A 19255-nucleotide genomic window follows, 5' to 3' on the forward strand; every position below is an offset into this window, starting at 1 on the left:
GAGCCGCATATCAGACACAGCCCCGCGCCCCTTTGGGGCGCGTTCCAGCGGACGTCAGTCGAAACGCCCCTTTGGGGCGCGTTCCCGTGGACGTCAGTCGAAGCGCCCCTTTAGGGGCGCGGGGAACTGCGCGACAGGCCCCCACGGCGCCGCGCCGAACCACCGGCCGGAGGGCCCCTCCTCAGAACAGGCTGAGCAGAGCCTCCGCAGGGTCCGTCAGGCCCGTCTCCCCGTCCGGCAGCGGGAGTTCGAACCACACCGTCTTCCCGCGCGGCGTCCGGCGTGAGCCCCACGCCGCGCTGAGCAGGCCGACCAGTTGCAGTCCACGCCCGCCCTCGTCGGTGTCCCGCGCCCTACGGCGCCTCGGCTGGACCAGGCCCGAGTCCCACACCTCGCACACCAGCGTGCGGTCGAGCAACAGCCGTAGCCTTATCTCGCCCTCGCCGTACCGCAGGGCGTTCGTGACCAGTTCGCTGACCAGGAGTTCCGCCGTGTCGACCAGCGGCTCCAGGCCCCACGTGACCAGCTGGCCGCGGGCGTACTCACGGGCGCGGCCCACACTGCGCGGCTCGCGCGGCAGCGTCCAGTCGCCGACCGACTCGGCCGGCAACCCCTGTACACGTGCCATCAGCAGCGCGATGTCGTCCTCGCCGTGGTGCGTGTCGAGGGTGCTGAGGACGTGGTCGCAGACGTCCTCCAGGGGCTGGGACGGGTCGGTGAGGGCTCCGACGAAGGCCTGGAGGCCCTCGTCCAGGGGGTGGTCGCGGGACTCGACCAGGCCGTCGGTGTAGAGCGCCAGCAACGCACCCTCGGGGAGCTCGACCTCGACCTCCTCGAAGGGCTCGCCGCCGACGCCGAGCGGCATGCCGGGCGGGACGTCGAGCATCAGGGCGTCCTCGCCGGGTTCGACCAGGACCGGGGGCAGGTGGCCGGCGTTGGCGAACGTACAGCGCCGGGTGACGGAGTCGTAGACGGCGTACACACAGGTCGCGAGGTAGACCTCGGAGAGGTCGGCGTCGCGGGGCTGGCGGGCGGTGCGGGTGGCCTGCTGGACCCCGCCGGGGGTGCCCAGACCGCGGGCGATCTCGTCCAGCGCGGAGAGGACCTCGGCCGGTTCGAGGTCGAGCAGGGCCAGCGTGCGGACCGCCGTGCGGAGTTCGCCCATCGCGACCGCCGCGCGTAGACCCCGGCCCATCACGTCGCCCACCACCAGCGCCGTGCGGTGGCCGGGGAGTTCGATGACGTCGAACCAGTCGCCGCCGACCTCGGTGGCCGCGTTGCCGGGGAGGTAACGGCAGGCGATGTCCAGGCCCGAGGCCTCCGGGTCGCCGGGCGGGAGCAGGGACCGTTGCAGTATCAGCGCGCGTTCGTGCTCGCGCCGGTAGAGGCGGGCGTTGTCGATACAGACGGCGGCGCGGGCGGCCAGCTCCACGGCGAGGTCCCGGTCCCGGTCGCCGAACGGCTCGCTGCCCTTGGTGCGGGCGAACTGGGCGAGGCCGACGACCGTGTCGTGGGCGACCATGGGCACGGCCAGCGTGGACTGGACGAGGCCGCCGTCCGTCGCCGGCACGTGCTGCGGGCGGGCGGTGCGCAGGGCGTCCGCGCACGGGGAGTTGAAGGGGTAGTGGTGGACCGCGCCGACGGCCACCGGGACGCCGCCGCCCACGAAGGGCGCGTCGGAGACCGCGCTGGCGAACGCGACCCGGCGCAGCTCCGCGCTGCCGTCGGAGAGCCCCGGCGGCCGCTCGTCGCCCGCCAGCAGGCCCTGGTAGAGGTCGACGGTGGCGAGGTCGCAGAAGCCGGGCACGACCACGTCGAGGAGTTCGCGGGCGGTGGTCTCCAGGTCGAGGGAGTTGCCTATGCGGGCACCGGCCTCGTTCAGGAGGGCGAGATTCCGCCGGGCTGCGGCGGCCTCGCGGGCGGCGGCGCGGCGGGCGGTGATGTCGAGGCCGAGCCAGGCGATGCCGATGGGGCGGCCGGTGCCGCTGTGCACCCGGTAGAGGTTGATGGACCAGTGCCGGCGCTCCTCGGATCCCGGTACGAAGCCTGTGACGTGCATGTCGGTGATGGAGTTGCCGGTCTCCAGGACCCGGCGCAGGGTGGCCGCCACCCGCTCGGCCTCGGAGCGCGGCAGATAGTCGTGGACGCCCTTGCCGCGGTGGTCGTCGGGGGTGCCGCCGAAGATGGAGGAGAACCGTACGTTGGCACGGCGGATCCGCAGGTCGGTGTCGATCAGCAGGAAGCCGAACGGAGATTGACCGAATATCGACTGCGAGGCCGCGAGGTCGGTCTCGATGCTGCGTAGGGTGCGGACGTCGACCACGATGCACACGGCCGCGTTCTCGCCCTCGGCGGTGCGGGTGGGCATGACGTAGACCTCGGCGATGCCCTCCTCGCCGCGCTCGCCGTCCGCCGTGTCGGGCATCCGGAACGGGACCACGCCGGTCCACTCCCGCCCGTCCAGGATCTCGGCCATCTTCCGCTGGCCGCGTTCGCGCAGGTCCGAGTCTATGAACGCCTCGATGGGGTCCATGCCGACCGCGCGCTCGGCGGGGATGCCGAAGATCTGCTCGGCGCGCAGGCTCCACTGGTCGACCAGGCCGCCGGCGCCGATGGAGAACGAGGCGACCTTGATGTAGTCGTAGATCGAGCCGGGCGGGCTGCTCTGCCACATGGCGTCGCCAGGGGCCGCCGCGGCTGTCTCCGCGGTCCCCGCCCTCGCGCCGTCCGACGGGTCCTCGGACTCCGTGGCCTTAGCTGGTATCTCGCTCACGCGAACCGTCCCCTCCAGCTCACCGCGTCCGGCACCGGTCACCGGGTGCGGCTGCCCGCAGTATCCAGCACTACGGCGCCGCCTGACACGGTGTTCACGATCACAGCACGGTCCCGACGATTTCCGGACCGGACCGTGACAACACTTCCAGTCTTCTAACCAGGGAACACGCCGTCGAATCACGTACTCCGGCACGTGTTGATCAGCCACTCTCGCGGGTGGACGGCGTAGCACCGCGTGTACACCCCGTTCACCCGGGTACGGCCAGCTCGAACCAGACCGTCTTGCCGTTGACTCCGGGCCGGGTGCCCCAGCTGCGCGAGGAGCCCGCGACGAGTTGCAGGCCGCGGCCGTTCTCGTCGTCGGGGCCGACGGCGCGTTCGCGGGGCGGGTCCGGGAGGGGGTCCGAGACCTCGACGCGGAGCGTGTCGCCGAGGCCGGGGGGCCGCACCAGGCGGACGCCGATGGGGCCCGTGGCGTGCCGCAGCGAGTTGGTGACCAGCTCGCTGACCAGCAGGGCGGTGATGTCGGCGAGGGGGTCGAGACCCCAGCCACGCAGTTGGTCACGGACCGCGGTCCGGGCGGTGCGCACGGCGTCCGGTTCCGCGGGAAAGGTCCACTCGGCGGTGTCACCTTCGGTGTCGATCACACCGATCACTTCCCAGTCGCTTTCCTGGCTGCGAGCCCGCCCCTGTCCGGTTTCGTGGGGTTAATGGGCACATACCCGATTACCGGGAGGCAGTACCGCACGGGAGGGCGCACTGTGGTGCGAACGGCTTACGCCGGGAGGGCCGGGCGCCTAGGAGCTCGGGGGGCGCGGGGGTCGGGCGGCTGCGGGTGCGTTGTGGCTTGTCGCGCAGTTCCCCGCGCCCCTGTTCGCCGGGGCTGCGCCCCGGACTCATACAGCCCCGTGTCCCACCAGCGCGGCCACCTCGCGTACCGCCGGGACGTCCTGGTCCAGCCAGGGCACGGTCCAGAGCTCCTCCGGTGACAGCCAGCGCAGCTCGTCGTGGTCCTGGAGGGGCTTGGGGGCGGGCGAGCCGGGGTGGAGGCAGGCCGTCCACACCTGGAGGACGTACGGCTCACGCAGCGGCCACTCCCCCGGCACCCGTGTCAGCACCTCCGCCTCGACGCCCAACTCCTCGCGCAGTTCGCGCACCAGGGCGTGCTCGGGGGTCTCGCCGGGCTCGACCTTGCCGCCGGGGAGTTCCCAGCGGCCGGCCAGTTCGGGGGGTGCGCTGCGGCGGGCCGCGAGGAGGCGGCCGGCGTCGAGCAGGGCGGCTCCGACCACCACGATCCGTTCGCTCATGGGCCGGAGCCTACGGGAGGGTCAGTTCCGGCTGGCCCCGTCCCCGTTGCTGTGGCCGATGCGCTCGACCCAGTAGAGCTGCTTGTGTCCGCGGTCGTCGAGACTGTCGGCGATCTTCTGCGCCTCGGCCCGGGTCGCGTACCGGCCGACGCGGTAGCGATTGCCGTTGTCGTCCTGCCGTATGACGAGCCAGGGGAGAGAGACCGTGCCTTCCGTCATCGCGCCCCTCCGCATCTCCCGGCTCCCGCCCATCCCCGCCCCGCTAAGGAAACCGCACTCCGCATATGCCCGAGCGTACGCCTAACCTTTACGCAGCGAATACGCCTTTTCACAAAGAGGTACGCAACCAGCCAGAACGGTGGGGGCGCACGGTGACGAACGCGCCGTTCGCACGCCCCACACTTCGGGTCGCGAGCATACCGGGGACAGCCGGGGCCACCTGGGAGAACGGCCGGATTCCAGCGCCCGGGCGCAGGCCCGGACCTGAGTGGTGAAGGCGTCAACCATCGCAAGGGTGTGCGCTACTTCACGCAGAGGTGGTACGCGCGCTACTTCACCGGCAGATGGTAGGACGCCCGGTAGCGGTCGGCCGGGATGACGACGTCCGCGGTCTCCACCGGGCGGCCGGAGGCGTAGTACGTCCGCTGGATCACCAGGACGACATGGCCGGGCACCCCGCCCAGGGTGAGCAGTTCCTCGGCGAGGCCGGGGCGGGCGCCGACCTCCTCGGTGACGTTGTCCACGACGACGTCGATGGCGCGCATCCGCTCGACCACGCCCATCCCGCCGAGCGGCCCCTCCTCGGGCAGCATCACAGGGGTGCGGCCGGTGACGGCGAGGGGCTCCCAGGAGGTGGAGAGCATCATCGGCTCGCCCGCGTCCCGGAACAGGTACCGGGTGCGCATCACGCGGTCGCCGAGGTGGATGGCGAGCCGGTCGGCGATCGCGGCGCCGGCCTCGGCCTGCTCGCTGCTGGACTCCCAGGTGCCGCGCGCGGCCGCGTCCGACTGCTCCTGCCGGAACGGGGTGGCACCGCCGACCGGGCGGAACCCGGAGCGGGCCACCCGCCGGGGCACGGGCCGCTCGCGCACATAGGTCCCGGAGCCGGAGCGGCCCTCGACCAGCCCCTCGGCCATCAGCACCTTGCGGGCCTCCAGGGCGACCGTGTCCGAGACGCCGTACTCCTCGCGGATGCGGGCCTGGGAGGGCAGCCGGGTGTGAGGCGGCAGCGAACCGTCGACGATCTTCTTGCGGAGATCACCCGCGACACGTAGATACGCCGGCTGCTCACCGAAAGTCACTGGCCGCTCCCATCAGGTTGTACAGACAGCAACAGCGTGGCAACCGTGGGTTGAGCGGTGCAAGCAAAGGCCAGAGAATCACTCGATGTGATGACATATGGCCGGGGGAGGCTTTACGCAGGCACTTTCTCCCCGCTATGGCCGCGATCACACCTCCAGGCCGGAGCCGCTTCCTCCGCTGCCGGAGCCCGCGCCCCCGTCGTCGTACGAGGGCGGGGTCGTGGCGAGGCCCAGAGCCTTGCGCGCGGTGACGGTCCGCTTCGGGTCGAGCAGCGCCGAACCCTTGTCGTAGTGCGCGTAGTACGTGTCCGCGTCCGTGGCCTTCGCGGCCTTCGCCCACTCCGCCTTCGCCCGGTCGAGCTCCGTGACCAGGTCGTTCACCGGCCGCTTCGCGTCCGGGCCCCAGCCGTGCGCGCGGAGCATCGCGGTCTGCTTGCCGATGGCCGTGGTCACCCGGTCCGCCCACTGCCGGTAGCCGGGCAGGTCGTCCTCGACGTACTCGGCCTCGGGCACCGTGGCGAGGGCGGAGTTGAGGACGTGCGCGGCGTGGAGGTAGGCGACCTGGTCGGCGTCGAGCACGCTCTCGTCGTTGCGCAGCGAGCCGGACAGGGTGCGGCCCTCGGTCGTGTTGCCGAAGACGCAGGCGACCTCCCGGTCGCCGTACTTCCAACTGTCCTCGCTGGGCGTGAAGTAGTACACGTCGACGTCGCCGGGGATCGCCCAGCCGTCCATCGCGTAGCCGTCCTCCAGGGCGTAGCAGCGCCGGTCGGCGGAGTCGCCGACGCTGTCGTCGCCCGGGTAGGACGAGCCCTTGAGCCTGTAGGTGGCGAAGACCTCGCCGTCGTGCGCCTTCTCGCAGTCCACGACGGTGACGTCGGAGACCAGGTCGCCGGTGAGCGTGCCGTCGGGGGTGTCGAAGCAGTCGCCGGTGGAGAGGGAGAGGCTGGAGCTGTCGTTCACGCCCTCCTTGACGCCGTCCCAGAACTCGCCCGCCCCGCCGGTGGCCAGCAGCAGCACCCACAGGGCCAGCCCGACCGAGGAGAACACCGACCCGGTGACCGCCATCGCCTTGCCGCGCTCACCGCGCTTGCGGATCTGGCTCAGCCCGATCAGCCCCAGCACCAGCCCCACCCCCGGCAGACAGCACAGCAGCCCGAGCACGAGGGAGGCGATGGCGAGCCCGTTGACGGGCGGCTGGGCGGCGTAGGGGCCGTAGCCCTGCCCCCACGGCTGGTACGGCCCGGGGTACGGCGGCTGCTGCCCGTACGGTCCCTGCGGGTACTGCGGGTACTGCGGCTGGCCCGACTGGGGCGGTGGGTAGGGCCCTTGTGGCTGGTGGGGGCCGGGGGGCGGAGGTATGGACACCGGTACCGTGCTCCTGAGGGGGCGTCGGGCCGCGCGGAAACGGACGGCTGAACTGACGTACGACTGCGCGCATCGTAAGCGCGCCGTGAACGGGGGCGGAATGAGGGTGGGGAAGGCGGCCGTGCGCGCGGTGAACGGCCCGACCGCGCACCGGGCTGCCGCGGCGGAGGGCGGCACGGTGTTCCCGGCGGCCGGGGCGGGGCCGCTGCCGGCGGGAACGGCCGCAGCGGGACCCCCGCCCGGGCGTCGTCCCGTCACCACCCGGATCAGCGCCGCCTTCGACCGCCCCCTCGGCTTCCCCGCCCTGCACCGGCACTCCCGGCTCGTCCTCGCGGCGGGCCGGGTGACGGATCCCCCGCCCTTCCCCTAGTACCCCTGGGAGCACGACGAATGAACGACACCGTCCGCGCCGTCAACGCGCTCACCGCACGCTGGGCGCGGCAGACCAGACAGAGCACGGTCTTCTCGGCCGCCGGTGTCTGGCCGCTGCTGGCCCTTCTCGCCGACGGCGCCGCGGGCCCGGCCCGGGACGAACTGACCCGGGCCGTGGGGATGCAAGCGGACCAGGCCGCCGCCGGTGCGCGGGAGTTACTCACGGGGCTCGACTCGATGCCGGGCGTCGGCTCGGCTCTGGGGCTGTGGACCGACCGGACGCTGGAACTGCGCGAGCAGTGGGCGGCGAGGCTGCCCGCCGACGCGCACGGGGTGCTCGGCGCCGATCTCGCCGCCTCCCAGGAGGCGCTGGACGCGTGGGCGGCGAAGCGCACCGAGGGGCTGGTCGAGCGGATGCCGGTCCGGCCGGCCGAGGGCGCCCGGATGGTGCTGGCGACCGCGCTGGCGCTGCGCACGGACTGGCAGCACCCGTTCCGGGAGACGACGCTGCGGCCCGGCTCCGGGCCCTGGCAGGGGCGGGACCTGGCCGGTCTGCACCGCAGCAGTGTCCGCCTGGACCGGATCGGCGTGACCGCGGGCCCGGACGGGCACGTCACCACGCTGAAGGTCCTCGGGGACAACGGCCTCGACGTGCACCTGGTGCTCGGCGCGGAGGGGATGGCTCCCGGGCAGGTGCTGCACACCGGCATCGGCGTCCTGGAGCGGGCCCTGCCGGTGACGACCGGCGGACAGCTGCCGTACGGGCCCGCGGGGCCGGGTGTGGTCGTGGAGCGGCAGCCGTCCGTGGCCCCGGACCCGATACGGCTCGATGTGACCACCCCGGGCTTCGCGGTCCGCGCCGACCACGATCTGCTCCAGCTCCACGGGCTGTTCGGGCTCTCCACGGCCGCGGACGCCCGCGAGGGGCACTTCCCCGGGATCAGCGCCGCGCCGCTCGCCATCGGGGCGGCCGGGCAGTCCGCGGTCGCGGAGTTCGGGCCGCTGGGCTTCCGGGCCGCCGCGGTCACCGCCGTGGTGGCGGCGCCGGGCGGCGGGCCGGCGCAGCACCGGCACGAGTCCACGGTGGTGCGGGCCGCCTTCGACCGGCCGTTCGGCTTCCTTGCTGTGCACCGGCAGACGCGGCTGGTGCTGGCGGCGGGGTGGGTTACGGAGCCGACAGCCGTGGGCCGGCTGTAAGTGCCGCGATGCGCCGTCGTTCGGCTGCGGCGCCGTCGTGGCTGGTCGCGCAGTTCCCCGCGCCCCTTACGGGGCGCTGATGCTCAGCTGAAATCAGTGGCCCGCGTGCGCTTCTCCCAGGCGGCGATGTCCCCTCGTACGGCGTCCAGTTGGGTCAGTACGGCGGTTACCGCGTCGTCGCCCAGGGGGAGGTGCAGCGGGGTCTCCTCGGCGTTCAGGGCGGCCAGGATCAGGGCGGCCGCCTTGGCCGGGTCGCCGGGCTGGCTGCCGTCGCCGCCCTCCACGAAGCCGCGGGTCTCGGCGACCTTGGCGTACACGCCGGTGTCGGAACTGACCCCGGCCCGACCGGCATCGAAGAGCGACGTGCGGAAGGCGCCCGGCTCCACGATCAGCACCTTGATCCCGAACTCCTTCACCTCGTCGGCGAGACCCTCGGACATGCCCTCCAGCGCGAACTTCGTGCCGCTGTAGGCCGAGAAGCCCGCGAAGGACATCTGCCCGCCCATGCTGCTCATCTGGACGACGGCTCCCGAGCGCTGGGCGCGCAGGTGCGGCAGGACCGCCCGGACCAGCGCGGCCGGGCCGAACACATGCAGGTCGAACAGGTCGCGCAGTTCGGCGTCGGTGGTCTCCTCGAAGGCGCCGACGTGGGTGCGGCCCGCATTGTTGACCAGGACGTCGATCCGCCCGTGCCGGGCGATCAGGTCCGCCACGGCGGGCCCGATCGCCGCCGTGTCCGTGACGTCCAGGCGGACCGGGTCCACCCGGCCGGGGTGGGCGGCGGCCAGCTCCGCCAGTGCCTCGGGGCGCCGGGCCGCCCCGACCACGGTGTCGCCCGCGGCGAGCGCGGCCTCGGCGAGCGCCCGGCCGAAGCCGCTGCTCGCGCCGGTGATCAGCCAGACCCTGCTCATACGCCGTCTCCCGGTCCTTCGTGGTGTGCTCAGCCAACCACCCTTACCCGAAAGGGAGTTCACGTCCAATGGGTTTCCGCGGCGGGTTCACCTCACCGGCGTACGCCGTGAGCAGCGGCAGCCGTACGGTGAACACCGTGCGGCCCGGTTCGCTGCTGACCTCCGCGCGGCCCGCGTGGGCGGCGGACACGGCGGCGACGATCGCGAGGCCGAGGCCGCTGCTGCCGGTGGCCCGGGAGCGGGAGGCGTCGCCGCGGGCGAACCGCTCGAAGACGCGGGGCAGCAGCTCGGGCGGGATGCCGGGGCCGTCGTCGGCGACCCGGACCACCGCCTGGTCGCCGACGGTCCGGACGGTCACGGTGACCCTGGTGCCGGGCGGGGTGTGGGTGCGGGCGTTGGCGAGGAGGTTGGCGACGACCTGGTGGAGGCGGTCCGGGTCGCCCTCGACCAGCACCAGGTCGCCCGGCATCAGGAACTCCCAGCGGTGGTCGGGTCCGGCCGCGCGGGCGTCGGCCACGGCCTCGGCGAGCAGCGGGCCGAGGCCCACCTCCTCGTGGGCCAGCGGGCGGCCGGTGTCCAGGCGGGCGAGGAGCAGCAGGTCCTCGACGAGGGTGCGCATCCGGCCGATGCCGGACTCCATGCGGCCCAGCGCGTACTCGGCCTGCGGAGCCGCCGACTTCGGTGCGCGGCGCACCAGTTGGAGGTGGCCGGCGACGGAGGCGAGCGGGGTGCGCAGTTCGTGGCCGGCGTCGGCGAGGAAGTCCCGCATGCGCAGCTCGGTGGCGTAGCGGTCGGCGAGGGCGCTCTCGACGTGTCCGAGCAGCCGGTTGACGGCCTCGGCGAGCCGGCCGGTCTCGGTGCCGCAGTCGGCCTCAGGAACCCGCTCCAGGGCACGGACCTCGCCGTGTCCGAGCGGTTCGCGGGAGATGCGGGTGGCGGTGGCGACGACGCGTTGCAGGGGCCGTAGCTGACGGCCGATCACGGTGGCCCCGATCAGCGCGGCGACGGCGAGCGCGGCGGCCGCGATCGCCGACTCGACGGCCAGCAGCCGGCCGAGCATCCGGTCCACCGGGCGCACCGACAGCGCGGTGACCACGGTGATCTCGGTGGTCCGGGTGTCGGCGCGCACGGCCTTGACCCGGTACGTGCCGCGGCCGGGCAGCTCCAGGGTGTGGCGGTGGCCGTCGGCCTCGACCGTGGCGAGGATCCGCCGCTGGCCGGCGGTCGGGGCGGTCAGCTCCCCGGAGCCGGTCACCACCGCCGCGTGCCGGACCGTGCCCGCGCCGTGCCGGCCGGCCACGGAGACGCCGATGGTGCCCGCCGGGACCCCGAACGCCCTGAGGTAGGGCAGGCCGCTGGTCGGGGCGCCGATCTGGCCGCGGGCGGCCGACGAGTGCTCGGCGAGGGCGTCCAGGCGCTGGTCGAGTCCGGCCATCAGGTAGGTGCGCATGGTCAGCCCGGTGATGGCGATGATCGCGACGGAGAGCGCGGCCAGCAGCAGGCTGCTGGAGAGGATCATCCGGGAACGCAGGCTGCGCGGCCGGCGCGGGCCGCGTCTCATCGCTTCGCTTCGGCGGGCTTCATCAGGTAGCCGACGCCGCGCACGGTGTGGATGAGGACGGACCGGTCGTGCTCGATCTTGCGGCGCAGGTAGCTGACGTAGCTCTCGACGATGTTCAGGTGCCGGTCGGCCTCGTCGGCCCAGACGTTGTCGAGGAGCTCCGCCCGGCCGAGGACCCGGCCGGTGTGCCGCATCAGGTAGCGCAGCAGCTCGAACTCCCGGGCGGTGAGCCGGACCGGGCTGCCGGACCGGTGCACCTGCCGGGTCTCCTCGTCGAGGGTCAGGTCGCCGACGACGAGCAGCGAGCCGCCCGCGCCGCCCGCGTCGCAGCGGCGCAGCAGGGCGCGCAGCCGGACCACGACCTCGTCGAGGTCGAACGGCTTGGGCACGTAGTCGTCGGCGCCCGCGCACAGGCCGGCGACCCGGTCCTCCACGCTCTCCCGGGCGGTCAGGAACAGCACGGGGAGGTCCGGCCGCCAGGCCCGGAGCCGCCGCAGCACCTCCAGGCCCTCCAGGTCGGGCAGCCCGCGGTCCAGGACGACCGCGTCGGGCCGGAAGCCGCGGGCCGCCCGCAGGGCCGTCGTGCCGTCCGGTGCCGGCTCGGTCCGCCAGCCCTCGGCCCGCAGCACCGTCACCAGCAGGTCGGTCAGGTCCTTCTCGTCGTCCACGACCAGGATCCGTGGGGTACCGGTGGATAACTTCATGGCCGGTGACCGTCCACCTCCCGGCCGTGAGACGCGTGGGTGCGGACTGTGAAGGAGCTGTCGGGCTGTCAGGTCCGGTTGCTCAGGCGCCTGCCGTGAAGCGCAGCCTGATGGTGCGGGCCTCGGGGCGCAGCGCGAACTCGGGCCACACGTCCGGTCCGCAGGCGCGGGAGCCGAGGCCGTGCTGGGCCGCGTCGATGATGAGGTGGCTCGTGGTGGACTCCGGGAGTTCGAAGGGGTGGGCGGCCCGGGCGAGTTGCTGCGGGGTGTGGCGGGCGAGGGTGAAGCCGGGGCGCCGCCCGCGGGTGTCGGGGAGCGCCTCGACACGCAGTGCCTCGGTGTCGCCGCTGTTCAGTGTGAGGTGGCGGACCTGGGAGCGGTGGCCGGTCTCCTGGGGGCGCGCGTAGTCCACCGACAGGTCGCGGACGGTGGCCGAGAAGCGGCCGGTGCGGGCCGCCCGGAGGCTGTCGGGGTAGGACTCCAGCGGGCCGAGGCCGAACCACTCGGCGCCGTCCACGGGGGCCGGCCCGTCGGGGAGTTCGAAGTGCACGCCGATCCGCGGCCACACCGTCGCCCAGCCGCGCGCGGGCTCGATCTCGACGCGCAGTTCCAGCCGGCCGTCCTCGACCGACCAGACCGACTCCACGGTCACCGAGAGCGCGGAGTCCGCGGCGGAGACCCGGTCGACGGTGCGCAGGGCGTCCGTGGCGTGTTCCACACCGATCCGCCGTGCGGTGAGGCGGTCGAGTCCGTCCCGGCGCCACAGCTCGGCGCTGGACACCCCTTCGGCGCTGGCGTCGCTGCCCTCCAGCCGGTCGGCCGTGCCCTCGTCGTTGTCGGTCGGGGCGCGGAACAGCTCCAGCCGCGGCCCGGTCACGGGCCGCCCGGCGAGCCGGGTGAGGGAGCCGTCGGTGAACTCGGCGATGCCGAGGGTGCGGGTTCCGCCGCCCGGCCGCCAGCCGGACCGGGGCCGGACGGCAGGCACCGGCCGCCGTACCGAGCAGTCCAGCTGGGCGGTGGCGACCTCGTGCCCGGCGGGGGCCCAGGCCGTGTCCGTCGCCAGCACCGCCTCGACGGTCAGCCAGGTCTCGGCGTCCGCGGCCGTCGCGATCGCGGGCAGCGGCACCCGTCCCGACTCGCCGGCCGCGAGCAGGGGGGTCTCCAGCTCCCCCGCTTCCACGGGGATGCCGTCGAACTCGACGCGCCAGCGGAAGCGCAGGTCGGAGGTGTCGGCCGAGTGCCGCAGGTTGGTGATGGCGAGCTTGTCGCCGTCGAAGGCGAACCGGACCGGCTGGACGACCGCCTTGAACTCGTGCAGGCCGGGTGTCGGCACGTCGTCGCTGAGCACCATGCCGTCCATCACGAAGTTGCCGTCGTGCACGACCTCCCCGAAGTCGCCGCCGTAGGCGTAGTACGGCGTCCCGTCGGGGGTGGTGGCCAGGATGCCGTGGTCGCGCCACTCCCAGACGAAGCCGCCGTGCAGCCGGGGGTGGCGGTGGACGAGTTCCTCGTACTGGTCGAGGGCGCCCGGACCGTTGCCCATGGCGTGGGCGTACTCGCACAGCAGGAACGGCTTGGTGCGCTGCCGGGCGCCCTGGGCGGGGGTGCAGCCGAGCAGCGGCGCGGTGGAGCCGTCCGTGCCGATCTGCTCGGTCTCCGGCACCGTCGCGTACATCCGGGAGTACACGTCGGTGTACTCGCCGGTGTAGTCGCCCTCGTAGTGGACGGGGCGCTCGGGGTCGCGGGCGTGCACCCAGGCGGACATGGCGGCGAGGTTGGCGCCAGTGCCGGCCTCGTTGCCGAGCGACCACATCACGACGCCGGGGTGGTTCTTGTCCCGCTCGACGGTGCGCTCGATGCGGTCCAGGCAGGCCGCGCGCCAGGCCGGGTCGTCGGTCGGGTTGCCCACCCAGCCGACCTTGTCGAAGCCGTGGGTCTCCAGGTCGCATTCGAGGACGACCCAGAAGCCGAGTTCGTCGGCGAGGTCGAGCAGCCGGGGGTGCGGCGGGTAGTGGCTGGTGCGGATGGCGTTCACGTTGAACCGCTTCATCCGGGCCAGGTCGGCGCGGGCGTGCGCCTCGTCGAAGACCCGGCCGCGCTCGGGGTGGGCCTCGTGCCGGTTCATGCCGTGGAAGACGACCTTGCGGCCGTTGACCAGGAACTGGTCGCCGCGGATCTCGACCGTGCGGAAACCGGTCCGCAGGGCGATGGTCTCGGCGGCCGAGGACACGGTCACGTCGTACAGCCGGGGCCGCTCGGCCGACCACGGCTCCACCTCCGGGACGTCGACGGGCGCCACGTCGGCCGCCGTCTGCCAGACCCGTTCCACGCCCAGTTCGGGGATGCGCAGGGTGACCGGGAACGCGGCCGCGCCGGCGGTGACCTCCGGGTCGAGGCGCCCGCGCCCGCCGTCGTAGCCGGTGCGCAGCCAGACGTCCTCGATGCCCCCGGCCGGGCGGGCCAGCAGGGTGACGTCCCGGAAGATGCCCGGGAGCCACCACTGGTCCTGGTCCTCCAGGTAGCTGGCCGCCGACCACTGGTGCACCCGTACCGCGACGACGTTGTCACCGGGGCGGACCGCGGAGGTCACGTCGAACTCGTGGGCCAGCCGGCTGCCGCTCGCGCTGCCGATCTCGACGCCGTTCACCCACACCTTGAAGAGCGACTCGACGCCGTCGAACCGCAGCACGACCCGTTCGGCGTCCGCCCAGTCGGCGGGGAGGCCGAAGTGGCGGCGGTAGTCGCCGGTGGGGTTCTCGTCGGGGGCGTGCGGGGGGTCGATCGGGAACGGGAACTGGATGTTCGTGTAGGCAGGCCGGCCGTAGGCGCCGTCGCCCTCCAGCACCCAGTGGGCCGGCACCGGGATGCCGTCCCAGCCCTGGTCGTCGAAGTCCTCGGTCGTGAACTCCTCGGCGACGGCCGCCGTGGGCGACAGCCGGAAGCGCCAGGGGCCGTTCAGCGACAGGGACGGGGCGTCGGAGTGCAGCCAGGAGCGGGCCGGGCGCAGGGCGCCGTGCCAGGGGGCGGGGTCCGATACGTACGCGGTGAGCTGGGAGGGCAAGGGGTCACAACTTTCTTGATGATGGGGGGAGCTACAGCGCGCCCGAAGGGGCGCGGGGCTGTGTCAATATGCGGCTCCGCCGCGTGGGCGCGACCAGCCACGACGGACCGGCAGACGACAGACGGCACATCGCGGCCCTACCAGCGGAGCACCACCGTGCGGATCTCCCAGGGGCCCAGGACGAGTTCGAGGCCGTCCCGCACCGGTTCGGGGGCGATGGGCCGGCCGAGCAGGTCCACGGTGGTCGCCTCGGTGAAGGCGCCGGTCACGCGGACGGCCGTCGCGGTGTCGCGCATCGCGGCCAGCCGGACCTCGGTGCCGGGCCCGTGCTCGGGGTCGGTGACGCGGCGGATGCTCGACACGTGCACGTCCCGGCCGTCGACCTGCACGCCGGCCGCGTCGGGGGGCAGCGGGGCGCCGCCGGGCGCGGTGCCGCGGGTGACGAGGCAGTCGTTCCGGAACTCCTCGGCGAGGGCGACCGCGTTCGCGCCCTGCCAGCCGGCCGCCCAGGGCAGCACGGCGAACCGGTTCTCGATGCGCATGCCCAGGTCCTGGGCGCCCGGGGCCGGGATCTCGCTCGCGGCGGGTTCGTCGCGCAGGGGGTGGATGTTGACGCTGATGGAGCCGATGGCGCGCAGCAGGGTGAGGGCGAGCGCGGAGCCGTCGTCGACGAGTTCGTACTCGGCGGAGTGGTCGAGCAGGACGGTGGCCGGGCCCGCCGACACGAAGGTGCTCGCCGGGAACGTCGGGAGCGGGTACTCGCCCCAGCCGCCCTCGGCGGTCAGCCCGCGCTCGGTGACGGCGAACTGCCCGGCCGACGCGGAGCCGGTGACGGGCACGGGCAGCGGGACGTGGAGGCGCAGCCGGTGGTCGGCGGACCGGTTCAGGAACGCCGTGGAGACCCGGACGAAGGGCTCGCCCGCACGGACCTCCACGAGCATCTCCACGGGGGTCGGGACGGTACGGCCGCTGCGCCGGTCCCGGTCGCCGTCGGCGAGCGCTTCCGGCCAGTCGTAGACGCGGGTGACGCGCAACCGGGCCCGCAGCGGGCCGCTTTCGAGGAGATCGACCGCGACACGGGTCGGCCCGGACACCAGGACGTCGTGGGCGGGCGGGGCGTAGTTGTAGCTGTCGCCTCGGTCACCGCCGTCCACCAGGCGGCCGACGCCGGACAGGACGGTGCCGTCGGCGCCGGTCACGTCCAGGGTGCCGTCGGCGGCCACGGCGACCCGGACCAGGCCGTTGGAGAGGGTGTCCGCCGTCGCCGTCGCGCCCCGCGGCGCGGGGGCGGCGGGCCGGTCGTCGCCCGCCTCGACCCGGAAGGCGGCCAGCCCGGCGGCGGGGACGGGCACCGCCACCAGTGCGGTGGCCCGGGCCTGGGCCAGGGTCCGCACCCGCCACTCCCCCGGATGCGCCGCGGCCGCGGCCGCGACCTCGCCGCGCAGGGTCATCAGGTCGAAGGGTCCTTCCGGGACCTCGGCGAGGTGGAAGACCAGGGAGTTCGGGGTGAGTTCGTAGCCGTTGATCAGCAGGCCGAACAGCTCGCGGCGGTGGATGCGGCGCAGGACGCGTTCCAGCTGGGAGGCGTCGAGCTGCTCGTCGCTGAGGACGGTGGGGGCCTGGGAGACCAGCTGTACGGGGTGCGCGGAGCCGTCGGCGGTGGTGGCGACCAGCGTGCTCCCCTCAGGTGCGGCGACGACGTCCACCTCGACCAGTGCGGTCCGCGGCGCCGGCAGCGGGTTGGCGACCAGGTAGGCGTCGCCGGGCACCCCGGCGGCGGGCTCGGCGAGGGCCGCGTCCCGGACCGCGCGGGCGGTCTGCGCGGCCTCGGCGAGGCGGGCCGCGACCTGGTCGCAGGTCTCGTCGGTGCCGGAGCCGACCACCGAGTCGTGCGCGGTGGACTCGATGATCTTGTGCCAGGCGAGGGCGAGGAAGCCGGACTCGTCGCGGCCGGACCACAGGGCGTTCATCCGCTCGGCGTGGTCGACCGTCCGCTCGGCGGCGGCCATCCGCTGCTTGAGCCCGAGCCGGACCGACAGCACGCCCGGGAGGATGTTGCCCCGCACATGGCTGCGCAGTTCACCGGTGACGACGGCGGTCACCTCGTCCCGCACGTGCCCCCGGATGTACTCGTCGAGGGTGGCTACGGTGATCGGCCGCTCCTCCCCGGAGGCCTTGCGCAGCCAGTCCGCCAGCCGCGGGTCCGGGGCGTTGTGGTCGGTGCCGGCCATGGCGAGCACCGGGTCGTCGCCCCACCGGTCCGCCGTCATCTCGGCGTACTCGCCGAGCGCGTGCCGGATCCGGTCCGGTACCAGCAGCACGTCGAGACCGTTGTCGTATCCGTCGAAGAGGAACTCGGTGCGCACCTCGGAGCCGTCGGGCGCGCGCCAGCGGAAGGCGTGTCCGTCGACCGTGCCGGGCACCCCGCGCCACAGCGCCGCGTGCTCGATGCCGGCGCGGGCCAGGATCTGCGGCATCTGCGCGATGTGGCCGAACATGTCCGGCAGATAACCGATCGGCATCGCACCGCCGAGCCGTTCGGCGGCCGCCCAGCCCATCTGGAGGTTGCGGACGACGGTCTCGCCGGAGCAGAGGAACTCGTCGAGCAGGATCAGCCACGGCCCGACGGCCAGCCGGCCCTCGCGGACCAGGGCCGCGACCCGGTCGCGGTTCTCGGGCCGCATCTCCAGGTAGTCCTCGACCGCGGCCATCTGCCCGTCGACGGTGAACCGGAAGCCGGGGTCGGCCTCGGCCGTCTCCAGCACGGTGTCGAGGGCGGCGACAAGGCGGTGCCGGAACACCTGGAACGGCTCGTACCACTCCCGGTCCCAGTGGAAGTGGGGCACGAAGACAGCCGGGTTGGGCATGGTGGGGAACACCTTCTGTGCGTGGGGGGTCACTTGAGCGAGCCGGCGGCGAGGCCGGTGCGCCAGAACCGCTGGAGGAGGATGAAGACGACGATCACCGGCAGGATCGACACCAGTGAGCCGGTGATGATGGACTCCTGGAGCAGCGGGGCGCGGGCGGTCTGGCCGTTCCACTCGTACAGGCCGAGGGTGATCGGGAAGAGGGACTCCTTCTGGAGCATGACCATCGGCAGGAAGAAGTTGTTCCAGATGGCCACGAACTGGAACAGGAAGATGGTCACCAGGGCCGGTGTCATCAGCCGGAAGCCCACCGAGAAGAAGATCCGGAACTCGCCGGCCCCGTCCAGCCGCGCCGACTCGATCAGCTCCTGCGGCACGGAGGCGTTGGCGAAGATCCGCGCCAGGTAGACGCCGAACGGGCTGACGATGCTGGGCAGGAAGACGGCGAAGTAGGTGTTGACGAGACCGGTCGCCGAGAACAGCAGGAACAGCGGCAGGGCGAGCGCGGTGGTGGGCACCAGGACGCCGCCGAGGATGACGGAGAACAGGAACTCCCGGCCGCGGAAGGTGAACTTGGCGAGGGCGTAGCCGCACAGCGCGGAGATCAGGGTGCCCACGGCCGCGCCCAGCACCGCGTACAGGACGGTGTTGAGGGCCCAGCGGCCGAAGATGCCGTCGCTGCGGGTGAACAGGGTCCGGAGGTTCTCGAACAGGCTGAAGTGCGAGAACACCAGGCCGTTGGTGGCGGCGAGGTCGCCCTGCGGCTTGGTCGAGGCGACGACCAGGAAGTACACCGGCAGCAGGAAGTAGACGGCCAGGAGCAGCATCAGCCCCATGGCGGCGGTACGGCTGACCCGGCTTTCGCGAGTAGTGGTCGGGTTGCTCACAGTCCCGCCTTCTTCGAGGTCAGTCGCATGAACCCGAAGCTCAAGACGAAGGTGATGACGGCGATGACGACGGAGATGGCCGCGGCCTGCTGGTAGTTGTTCCCGGAGGCCACCGTGTAGGCGAGCATGTTCGGGGTGAACGTGCTGGAGATGTTCGAGGAGATCTGCCGCAGCACCGCCGGCTCGGCGTACAGCTGGAGCGTGCCGATGATCGAGAAGACGGTGGTCAGGACGATCGACGGGGCGATGATCGGGACCTTGATCCGCCAGGCGATGGCCCAGTTGGAGGCGCCGTCGATCTTGGCGGCCTCGTAGAGCTCCTGCGGGATCGACTGGAGCGCCGAGAACATGATCAGCATGTTGTAGCCGGTCCACAGCCAGGTGGAGACGTTCGCGGCCGACCACAGGACGGCACCCGGGCCGAGGAAGTCGGGGTGCAGCCCGATGCCGTTCAGCAGATCGACGACCGGGCTGAGCTGGGGCGAGTAGAGGTACGACCACATGATGGCGGCGATGACGCCGGGCACCGCGTACGGCATGAACGCGACGATGCGGAAGAACCCCTTGGCCCGCAGCAGGGGCGTGTCGAGCAGCAGCGCGATGATCAGGGCCACGAACAGCATGACCGGCACCTGCACGATGCCGAACAGGCCGATGCGGCCGATGCTGGACCAGAACTCGGTGTTCTGGAGCACCTGCCCGTACTGCTCGAAGCCGCCGAAGGTCGTGTACGACGTCCCGTACTGGCCGCCGGAGCGGCGCACGACGCGGAAGCTCTGCCAGAGGGCGTAGCCGACCGGCACCAGGTAGAAGAGCAGGAACGGCAGGAAGAACGGGGTCACGAAGGCGGCGACGGTGGCCGCCCGGGGGCCGCCGCCGTTCGGGCGACGGCGGCCTCCGGGCGTGGTTCGCACGCCGGCCGAGCGGGTTGCGAGGTCGGTCATCGA

Annotated in this window: 15 protein-coding genes; 2 read left to right on the top strand and 13 right to left on the bottom strand. The window is 73.1% G+C overall.

Annotated elements, in window-relative coordinates; translation table 11 throughout:
* Positions 1–181: 181 nt before the first annotated feature.
* From SSP29_RS03720 to SSP29_RS03745, 6 genes are all read right to left on the bottom strand, one after another.
* Positions 182–2773 carry a SpoIIE family protein phosphatase gene (locus SSP29_RS03720; protein WP_089098987.1) on the bottom strand — a complete coding sequence of 864 codons (2592 nt, stop codon included), beginning with the start codon at positions 2771–2773 and terminating at the stop codon, positions 182–184.
* A gap of 250 nt (positions 2774–3023) precedes the next feature.
* Complete coding sequence (locus SSP29_RS03725) at positions 3024–3431, bottom strand: ATP-binding protein (RefSeq protein WP_089098988.1); 408 nt, start codon at positions 3429–3431, stop codon at positions 3024–3026.
* Positions 3432–3671: 240 nt separating this feature from the next.
* A complete protein-coding gene (locus SSP29_RS03730; RefSeq protein ID WP_089098989.1) occupies positions 3672–4082 on the bottom strand; it encodes a (deoxy)nucleoside triphosphate pyrophosphohydrolase in 411 nt (136 codons plus the stop codon).
* A 21-nt stretch (positions 4083–4103) separates the two neighbouring features.
* Complete coding sequence (locus SSP29_RS03735; RefSeq protein ID WP_089098990.1) at positions 4104–4301, bottom strand: SPOR domain-containing protein; 198 nt, start codon at positions 4299–4301, stop codon at positions 4104–4106.
* A 329-nt stretch (positions 4302–4630) separates the two neighbouring features.
* The gene (locus SSP29_RS03740; RefSeq protein ID WP_089098991.1) at positions 4631–5383 is read right to left on the bottom strand and encodes a GntR family transcriptional regulator; all 753 of its coding nucleotides are present in this window, start codon (positions 5381–5383) and stop codon (positions 4631–4633) included.
* A gap of 147 nt (positions 5384–5530) precedes the next feature.
* Positions 5531–6748, bottom strand: coding sequence for a DUF4190 domain-containing protein (locus SSP29_RS03745; RefSeq protein ID WP_089098992.1), 1218 nt, complete (start codon positions 6746–6748; stop codon positions 5531–5533).
* 100 nt (positions 6749–6848) lie between these two features.
* Here SSP29_RS03745 and SSP29_RS59055 point away from each other — a divergent pair, with 100 nt between their 5' ends.
* Together SSP29_RS59055 and SSP29_RS03755 are read left to right on the top strand one after the other, a co-directional pair.
* Positions 6849–7118, top strand: a complete 270-nt coding sequence (locus SSP29_RS59055) for a hypothetical protein (protein WP_150133495.1) — start codon at positions 6849–6851, stop codon at positions 7116–7118.
* 20 nt (positions 7119–7138) lie between these two features.
* The gene (locus tag SSP29_RS03755) at positions 7139–8317 is read left to right on the top strand and encodes a serpin family protein (protein ID WP_089098994.1); all 1179 of its coding nucleotides are present in this window, start codon (positions 7139–7141) and stop codon (positions 8315–8317) included.
* 83 nt (positions 8318–8400) lie between these two features.
* On the opposite strand, the gene SSP29_RS03760 is transcribed toward SSP29_RS03755, so the two are convergent.
* From SSP29_RS03760 to SSP29_RS03790, 7 genes are all read right to left on the bottom strand, one after another.
* Positions 8401–9228, bottom strand: a complete 828-nt coding sequence (locus SSP29_RS03760) for an oxidoreductase (RefSeq protein ID WP_089098995.1) — start codon at positions 9226–9228, stop codon at positions 8401–8403.
* A 43-nt stretch (positions 9229–9271) separates the two neighbouring features.
* Positions 9272–10747, bottom strand: a complete 1476-nt coding sequence (locus SSP29_RS03765; protein ID WP_245883005.1) for a sensor histidine kinase — start codon at positions 10745–10747, stop codon at positions 9272–9274.
* Between the two features lie 38 nt (positions 10748–10785).
* Positions 10786–11493 (bottom strand): response regulator transcription factor, encoded by a 708-nt coding sequence (locus SSP29_RS03770; protein ID WP_089098997.1) that lies wholly within the window; start codon positions 11491–11493, stop codon positions 10786–10788.
* An 82-nt stretch (positions 11494–11575) separates the two neighbouring features.
* Positions 11576–14554 (bottom strand): glycoside hydrolase family 2 TIM barrel-domain containing protein, encoded by a 2979-nt coding sequence (locus SSP29_RS03775; protein ID WP_089098998.1) that lies wholly within the window; start codon positions 14552–14554, stop codon positions 11576–11578.
* A 137-nt stretch (positions 14555–14691) separates the two neighbouring features.
* Complete coding sequence (locus SSP29_RS03780) at positions 14692–17421, bottom strand: glycoside hydrolase family 38 N-terminal domain-containing protein (protein WP_089098999.1); 2730 nt, start codon at positions 17419–17421, stop codon at positions 14692–14694.
* A 29-nt stretch (positions 17422–17450) separates the two neighbouring features.
* On the bottom strand, positions 17451–18257 hold the full coding sequence (locus tag SSP29_RS03785) for a carbohydrate ABC transporter permease (RefSeq protein ID WP_245883033.1): 807 nt from the start codon (positions 18255–18257) through the stop codon (positions 17451–17453).
* Between the two features lie 47 nt (positions 18258–18304).
* Positions 18305–19252 (bottom strand): carbohydrate ABC transporter permease, encoded by a 948-nt coding sequence (locus tag SSP29_RS03790; protein WP_089099001.1) that lies wholly within the window; start codon positions 19250–19252, stop codon positions 18305–18307.
* Positions 19253–19255: the final 3 nt, after the last annotated feature.

Origin of the sequence: Streptomyces hyaluromycini, from assembly GCF_002217755.1 — a bacterium.
Taxonomy (GTDB): Bacteria; Actinomycetota; Actinomycetes; order Streptomycetales; family Streptomycetaceae; genus Streptomyces; species Streptomyces hyaluromycini.